The sequence below is a fragment of the Streptomyces coryli genome (assembly GCF_011044975.1).
GTDB lineage: Bacteria > Actinomycetota > Actinomycetes > Streptomycetales > Streptomycetaceae > Streptomyces > Streptomyces coryli.
Genome location: NZ_JAAKZV010000338.1, coordinates 1 through 6,840, shown reverse-complemented (window position 1 = coordinate 6,840; position 6,840 = coordinate 1). Strand labels below are relative to the sequence as shown.

9 protein-coding genes are annotated in these 6,840 nt (G+C 69.3%); 6 read left to right on the top strand and 3 right to left on the bottom strand.

Annotated features, from left to right (window positions below):
* From G5C51_RS38525 to G5C51_RS38515, 3 genes are all read left to right on the top strand, one after another.
* Window positions 1-887 (top strand): Stk1 family PASTA domain-containing Ser/Thr kinase (locus G5C51_RS38525; RefSeq protein WP_165244996.1); only part of this gene is annotated, 887 nt, incomplete at its 5' end.
* Window positions 884-1,750: a deoxyribonuclease IV gene (locus G5C51_RS38520; protein ID WP_165244994.1), complete on the top strand. Its 867-nt coding sequence runs from the start codon at window positions 884-886 to the stop codon at window positions 1,748-1,750. The genes G5C51_RS38525 and G5C51_RS38520, both read left to right, overlap by 4 nt.
* 140 nt (window positions 1,751-1,890) lie before the next feature.
* Entirely contained in the window at window positions 1,891-2,391 is a 501-nt protein-coding gene (locus G5C51_RS38515; RefSeq protein ID WP_165244992.1) for a DUF4396 domain-containing protein, read from the top strand.
* A 34-nt stretch (window positions 2,392-2,425) separates the two neighbouring features.
* Here G5C51_RS38515 and G5C51_RS38510 read toward each other — a convergent pair whose 3' ends face one another.
* Window positions 2,426-3,055, bottom strand: coding sequence for a sulfite oxidase-like oxidoreductase (locus G5C51_RS38510; protein ID WP_165244990.1), 630 nt, complete (start codon window positions 3,053-3,055; stop codon window positions 2,426-2,428).
* Between the two features lie 163 nt (window positions 3,056-3,218).
* On the opposite strand from G5C51_RS38510, the gene bfr reads away from it, so the two are divergent.
* Window positions 3,219-3,698: a bacterioferritin gene (bfr, locus tag G5C51_RS38505; RefSeq protein WP_165244988.1), complete on the top strand. Its 480-nt coding sequence runs from the start codon at window positions 3,219-3,221 to the stop codon at window positions 3,696-3,698.
* On the opposite strand, the gene G5C51_RS38500 is transcribed toward bfr, so the two are convergent.
* Both G5C51_RS38500 and G5C51_RS38495 read right to left on the bottom strand, forming a co-directional pair.
* Window positions 3,695-3,955 carry a (2Fe-2S)-binding protein gene (locus G5C51_RS38500; protein WP_165244986.1) on the bottom strand — a complete coding sequence of 87 codons (261 nt, stop codon included), beginning with the start codon at window positions 3,953-3,955 and terminating at the stop codon, window positions 3,695-3,697. The two genes, bfr and G5C51_RS38500, sit on opposite strands and share 4 nt — an antisense overlap.
* A gap of 110 nt (window positions 3,956-4,065) precedes the next feature.
* Entirely contained in the window at window positions 4,066-5,415 is a 1,350-nt protein-coding gene (locus tag G5C51_RS38495) for a class II 3-deoxy-7-phosphoheptulonate synthase (protein WP_165244984.1), read from the bottom strand.
* Window positions 5,416-5,512: 97 nt separating this feature from the next.
* Here G5C51_RS38495 and G5C51_RS44370 point away from each other — a divergent pair, with 97 nt between their 5' ends.
* Both G5C51_RS44370 and G5C51_RS38485 read left to right on the top strand, forming a co-directional pair.
* The gene (locus G5C51_RS44370; protein ID WP_165244998.1) at window positions 5,513-5,584 is read left to right on the top strand and encodes a trp operon leader peptide; all 72 of its coding nucleotides are present in this window, start codon (window positions 5,513-5,515) and stop codon (window positions 5,582-5,584) included.
* Window positions 5,585-5,680: 96 nt separating this feature from the next.
* On the top strand, window positions 5,681-6,840 hold a 1,160-nt coding region (locus tag G5C51_RS38485), incomplete at its 3' end, for a chorismate-binding protein (protein ID WP_206314779.1).

Sequence of the window (6,840 nt, the reverse complement as noted above, 5' to 3'; positions counted from 1 at the left end):
CGCCGCAGCCGCCCGCCCCGCGCCGCGGCCCCCGGCGCTCCCTGATCGCGCTGGTCGCGGCGTTGCTGCTGCTCGGCGTCGGTACGGGCGTCTGGTACATCAACTCGGGCCAGTTCACCAAGGTCCCGCCGGTGCTGAAGATGACCCAGGCCAGGGCCGAGAAGGAGCTGCGGGCCCAGGACCTGGAGTCCGACGCGAAGCAGGCCTTCAGCACGACGGTCGAGCGCGGCCGGGTGATCTCCACCGACCCGGGCGTCGGCGACCGCATCCGACAGGGCAACACGGTCACCCTCACCGTCTCCAAGGGCCCGGAGAACGTCACGGTCCCGGACCTGGAGGGCAAGACCCTCAAGGAAGCCAGGCGGCTGCTGCTGGAGCAGGGCCTGAAGCCGGGCTCGATCACCCGCGAGTTCCACGACCAGTACCCGGAGGACGTCGTCATCTCCACCGGCGTCGCCGCCGGTGAGACCCGCCGCTCGGGCACCACCGTGCCGCTGATCGTCAGCAAGGGCCAGGCGGTCGAGGTGCCGGACGTGGTCGGCGACGACGAGGGCGACGCCCGCGAGGAGCTCGAGGAAGAGGGCTTCAAGGTCGTCATCAAGCCGGGCCGGATCTTCTCCGACGAGGACGAGGGCACGGTCGCCAAGCAGACCCCGACCGGCGAGACCGCCGAGGGCGAGACCATCACCCTCACCATCTCCAAGGGCCAGGACATGGTGGAGGTCCCGGACGTTGAGGGCCTGGACGAGTCCGAGGCCAAGTCGCAGCTCGAGGACGCCGGCTTCAAGGTCAACGTCAACGGCGTCTTCTTCGGCGATACGGTGTGGCGCGTCGACCCCGACGACGAGGCCCCGCGGGGCAGCGAGATCACGATCTGGACGCGATGACTGAGCACACACTCCGTAACCCCGTCGGCAGCCACGTCCCCGTCGCCGGAGGCCTGGCGGCCAAGGGCCTCGGCTATGCGCGTGAGATCGGCGCGGAGACCGTGCAGGTCTTCGTCGCGAACCCGCGCGGGTGGGCAACCCCGCCCGGCGATCCGGCGCAGGATGAGCTGTTCCGCGCGCGGTGCGCGGAGGAGGCCATCCCGGCGTACATCCACGCGCCGTATCTGATCAATCTCGGCTCGCACAGCCCGGAGACGGCGGCGAAGTCGGTGGCGTCGCTGCGGCATTCGCTGCGGCGCGGCCGGGAGATCGGCGCGCTCGGCGTGGTCGTCCATACGGGATCGGCCACCGGCGGCCGGACCCGCGAGACCGCGCTCGCCCAGGTGCGGGAGCTGCTGCTGCCCGTACTGGATGAGCTGACGCACGCCGACGATCCGCCGCTGCTGCTGGAGCCGACGGCGGGGCAGGGCTTCTCGCTGTGCTCGCTGATCGAGGATCTGGGGCCGTACATGGACGTCCTCGACCGGCATCCGCGGCTGGGGATCTGCCTGGACACGTGCCACGCCTTTGCGGCGGGACACGACTTCTCGGTTACGGGCGGCGCCAAGGCGCTGCTGGACGAGCTGGTGGACGTCGCGGGCGAGGGGCGGCTGCAGCTCGTCCACGCGAACGACTCCAAGGCGGGCCCGGGGTCGCGCCTGGACCGGCACGAGAACATCGGCAAGGGCGCGATCGGCGCCGCCGCCTTCGAGGAGCTCCTCGCGCACCCGGCGATGGCCGGGGTGCCGGTGGTCATCGAGACCCCGGGCGGTACGGAAGGGCACGCCGGCGACGTGGCGCTGCTGCAGTCGCTGCGGCCGTAGGACCGGGGCTTCGCCCCCAGACCACCAGATCCCCACCAGCCGATAATTGATCTCTCTTGCGGGAATACCCTAGGGGGGTATAGCGTTCCCACTCGTACGGAACGAAGAACACCGCTTCGACACGTCGCTGGGAGTTTCCAATGCAGCACCAGCACACCGATCACCACGCCCACGCGGGGCACGAACACCACGGTCACGGCCGTGGGCCCGTCAGCTGGGCGATGGCCGCCAAGGCCACGCTTCACTGCCTTATCGGGTGCGCCATCGGCGAGGTGCTCGGCATGATCATCGGCACCGCCCTCGGGTGGCACACCGCCCCGACGATGGTGCTGGCCATCGCCCTGGCCTTCCTCTTCGGCTACTCGTTCACGTTCTACGCGGTCACCAAGGCCGGCCTGAGCTTCAAGGCCGCGCTCGGCGTCGCGCTCGCCGCGGACACGGTGTCCATCACCGTGATGGAGATCGTCGACAACGGCATGCTGCTACTGATCCCGGGCGCCATGGAGGCGCACCTCTCGGACGCCCTCTTCTGGGGCGCTCTGGCCGTCGCCTTCGCGGTCGCCTTCGTGGTCACCACCCCGGTGAACCGCTGGCTGATCGGGCGCGGCAAGGGCCACGCCGTGGTGCACCAGTACCACTAGGGGGTACGCCCCACTGCACTGCAGACCTAGAGCCTTACAGCTCCGGACCGTCGCCCGGCTCCTCCTGGTACGAGTAGCGCTGCTCCCGCCACGGGTCACCGATGTTGTGGTAGCCGCGCTCCTCCCAGAAGCCGCGACGGTCCGCCGTCATGTACTCCACGCCCCGGACCCACTTCGGACCCTTCCAGGCATACAGGTGGGGCACCACCAGGCGGACCGGGAAGCCGTGTTCCGCGGTCAGCAGTTCGCCGTCCTTGTGCGTGGCGAAGATGACCCGGTCGTCCTCGGCGAAGTCGGCGATCCGCAGATTGGAGCTGAAGCCGTATTCGGCCCACACCATCACGTGCGTGACATCGTCGGCCGGCGGCGCCAGCTCGAGGATCGTACGGGCGAGGACGCCGCCCCATTCGGCCCCGAGCATGGAGAACTTCGTGACGCAGTGCAGATCCGCGACCATCGTGTCGTACGGGAGGGCGGCGAACTCGTCGTGGTTCCAGCAGTGCTTGTCGCCGTCGGCCGTGGCCCCGAAGACCCGGAACTCCCAGCGGTCCGGCTTGAATCGGGGCACCGGGCCGTAGTGTGTGACCGGCCAGCCGCGCTGCAGCCGCTGGCCCGGAGGAAGCGTGTCCGTGCTCCCTTTACCTGCGGTGTCCGGCTGACCCATGACTCCATGGTGACAGACCATTGCAGGTGGTCATGCCACCGGGGTGCCCGATTAGTGCAAGTTGCCGCAAGCCGTACTAAGCCAAGACTTACTGGACGCCCTCGCGGGCCGGTGCAAAGATGCGGCGCGAGCTAGCCGTATCCCCCTGAGAGGAGCCCCCGCAATGCAGGGCGACCCCGAGGTCCTGGAATTCCTGAATGAACAGCTCACCGCCGAGCTGACCGCGATCAACCAGTACTTCCTGCACGCGAAGATGCAGGAGAACTTCGGCTGGACCAAGCTCGCGAAGTACACCCGCTCCGAGTCCTTCGACGAGATGAAGCACGCGGAGATCCTCACGGACCGCATCCTCTTCCTCGACGGCCTGCCGAACTACCAGCGGCTCTTCCACGTACGGGTGGGGCAGACGGTCAGCGAGATGTTCCAGGCGGACCGGCAGATCGAGGTCGAGGCGATCGACCGGCTGCGCCGCGGGATCGAGGTGATGCGCGGGAAGGGCGACGTCACGTCGGCGAATATCTTCGAGTCGATCCTCGAGGACGAGGAGCACCACATCGACTACCTGGACACCCAGCTGGAGCTCATCGAGAAGCTGGGCGAGCCGCTGTACATCGCGCAGCTCATCGAGCAGCCGGACAGCTAGGCCGCGGCCTGCTCCACGGAGGCCACCGACGCGGCATCCGCCACCTCAGGCTCCAGCGCCTCCGGAGCCCGGCTCTCCAGGAGCTCCCGGCGCGGGCAGGCGCCCCTGCCCAGCAGGGCCTGGATGCTGCGGACGCAGTTGCCGCAGTCGGTGCCGGCCTTGGACTGGGAGGCGATCTGGCGGGGTGTGCAGTGGCCCGCCTCCGCGTGCGCGCGCACCTGGGCTTCGGTGACACCGAAGCAAGAGCAGACGTACACGCGGAACCCCCGGGAAGGACGTTAGGTAAGACTTACCTTACCCATCCCGGGGGTTTTGCAAAAGTGCCGCGTGGCCGTGAGGCCGCTCACTGATCGCGGCTGCTGATCGCCTACTGGTCCCGGTACATCTCCGCGACCAGGAACGCCAGGTCAAGGGACTGCGAGCGGTTCAGCCGCGGGTCACAGGCCGTCTCGTAGCGCTGGTGCAGGTCATCGACGAAGATCTCGTCGCCGCCGCCCACGCACTCCGTGACGTCGTCGCCGGTCAGCTCCACGTGGATGCCGCCCGGGTGGGTGCCCAGCTGCTTGTGCACCTCGAAGAAGCCCTTGACCTCGTCGAGCACGTCGTCGAAGCGCCGCGTCTTGTGCCCGCTGGCGGCCTCGAAGGTGTTGCCGTGCATCGGGTCACAGATCCACGCCACCTGGGCGCCGGAGGCCGTGACCTTCTCGATGAGGGTGGGCAGCCGGTCGCGGACCTTGCCCGCGCCCATGCGGGTGATGAAGGTGAGCCGGCCCGGGATGCGCTCCGGGTCGAGCCGGTCGATGAGGGTCAGCGCGTCCTCGGGGGTGGTGGTCGGCCCCAGCTTCACGCCCAGCGGGTTGCTGATACGGGACGCGAACTCGATGTGCGCGTGATCCAGCTGCCGGGTCCGCTCGCCGATCCAGATCATGTGGCCGGAGACGTCGTACAGCTGCCCCGTACGCGAATCGGTCCTGGTCAGCGCCGACTCGTAATCGAGGATCAGGCCCTCGTGCGAGGAGAAGAACTCGACGGTCTTGAACTCCTCCGGGTCCACCCCGCAGGCGTTCATGAAGTTCATCGCGCGGTCGATCTCGCGGGCCAGCTGCTCGTAGCGCTGCCCCGACGGGGACGACTTCACGAAGTCCTGGTTCCAGGCGTGCACCTGGCGCAGGTCGGCGTAGCCGCCCGTGGTGAAGGCGCGCACCAGGTTCAGGGTGGCGGCGGACGCGTGGTACATCCGCTTCAGCCGCTCCGGGTCCGGCATCCGCGACTCGGGCGTGAAGTCGAAGCCGTTCACCGAGTCCCCGCGGTAGACCGGCAGGGTGACGCCGTCCCGCGTCTCGGTCGGCTTCGACCGCGGCTTGGAGTACTGCCCGGCGATGCGGCCCACCTTCACGACGGGCACGGACCCGGCGTACGTCAGCACGGCCGACATCTGCAGGATGGTCTTCAGCTTGTTGCGGATGTGATCCGCGGAGACGCCGTCGAAGGCCTCGGCGCAGTCACCGCCCTGCAGCAGGAACGACTCTCCCCGAGCCACCGCGGCCAGCCGGTCCCGCAGCTGGTCGCACTCGCCGGCGAACACCAGCGGCGGATAGGACTCGAGCTCAGCGACCACGTCGCGCAGGGCGCCGGCGTCCGGCCACTCGGGCTGCTGGGCCGCGGGCAGGTCCTGCCAGGTGTTCGTCAGGGCATCGGGATTGGCGTGTGTCGTCACCCGGTAAAGGTTACGGGCTGAGCTGGGCACTCAGACCCCCTGCCCGAAAGGTGAGACGTACGCACCTGGCGACAGGACAGCGGCTAGGGTGTCCAGCATGCACGCACCGACCTGCCGTAACTGGTGGTGGCCCGCTCATCCGGCGGCCACCTATCGCGTGCATCCCTGAGATCTGCATCACACACCGCGAAGGCCGCCCGAGGGGCGGCCTTCGGCGTTCTTGAGACAGCGCGGGCCGTCCTCCACTCTCCGAGGAAGGAACGCCATGATTTCCCTTGATTCGCTGCTCGATCCCGCTGCCCAGCCCTTTGCCCTGCTCCATCGTCGTACGCCCGGCCGGGATGACGACGTGGTCGAGGTCCTGACGGGCCCGGTCACCGAAGTGGAGTCGCTGGCCGGCATCAGCCTGCCGGAGGGACCGCCCGCCACCGGCAGAGCCGCCCTGGACGCCCTGGCCCTCGTCCCGTTCCGGCAGATCCGTGAACGCGGCTTCGACGCCCGCGACGACGGCACACCGCTGGCGGTGCTGCGCCCTGAGGAGTCGTACGAGATCGCGCGAGCCGAACTCGTCCAGGCCCTCCCCGACCACCAGCCGCAGGTGACGGACGGCGCCTTCGACGTCCCCGACCCCGCCTACGAGGACATCGTCCGCCGCGTCCTCACCGACGAGATCGGCAGCGGCGAGGGCGCCAACTTCGTCATCCGCCGCACCTTCGAGGGCACCATTCACGACTTCTCGGCCGCCGACGCCCTGGCCCTCTTCCGCCGCCTGCTGACCGGCGAGACCGGCGCCTACTGGACCTACGTCGTCCACCAGCCCGGCGTCCGCACCCTGGTCGGCGCCAGCCCCGAGGTCCACGTCCGGATGACCGGCGGCACGGTGGTCATGAACCCGATCTCGGGCACGTACCGCTACCCGCCGGAGGGCCCGTCGCGGGAGGGCCTGCTGGCCTTCCTCCAGGACCGCAAGGAGGTGGAGGAGCTGTCGATGGTCGTCGACGAGGAGCTGAAGATGATGTGCACCGTCGGCGACATCGGCGGCGTGGTGGTCGGCCCGCGGCTGAAGGAGATGGCGCACCTGGCCCACACGGAGTACGAGCTGCGCGGGCGCTCGTCGATGGATGTGCGGGAGGTGCTGAAGGAGACGATGTTCGCGGCGACGGTGACGGGGTCGCCGGTGCAGAACGCGTGCCGCGTGATCTCGCGTTACGAAGCGGGGGGTCGCGGCTATTACGCGGGGGCGCTGGCGCTCTTCGGCCGTGACGCCGGCGGGGCGCAGACGCTGGACTCGCCGATCCTGCTGCGCACCGCCGACATCGCGGCGGACGGGCGGCTGCGGGTGGGCGTCGGGGCGACGCTGGTGCGGGGGTCGTCGCCGGCGGGGGAGGTCGCGGAGACGCATGCGAAGGCGGCGGGGGTGTTGAC

What these genes read in the sequence shown, in the direction of transcription:
- G5C51_RS38520 (WP_165244994.1), top strand. Translation starts at nt 884, where the DNA reads ATGACTGAGCACACACTCCGTAACCCCGTCGGCAGCCACGTCCCCGTC.
- G5C51_RS38515 (WP_165244992.1), top strand. Translation starts at nt 1,891, where the DNA reads ATGCAGCACCAGCACACCGATCACCACGCCCACGCGGGGCACGAACAC.
- G5C51_RS38510 (WP_165244990.1), bottom strand. Translation starts at nt 3,055, where the DNA reads ATGGGTCAGCCGGACACCGCAGGTAAAGGGAGCACGGACACGCTTCCT.
- bfr (WP_165244988.1), top strand. Translation starts at nt 3,219, where the DNA reads ATGCAGGGCGACCCCGAGGTCCTGGAATTCCTGAATGAACAGCTCACC.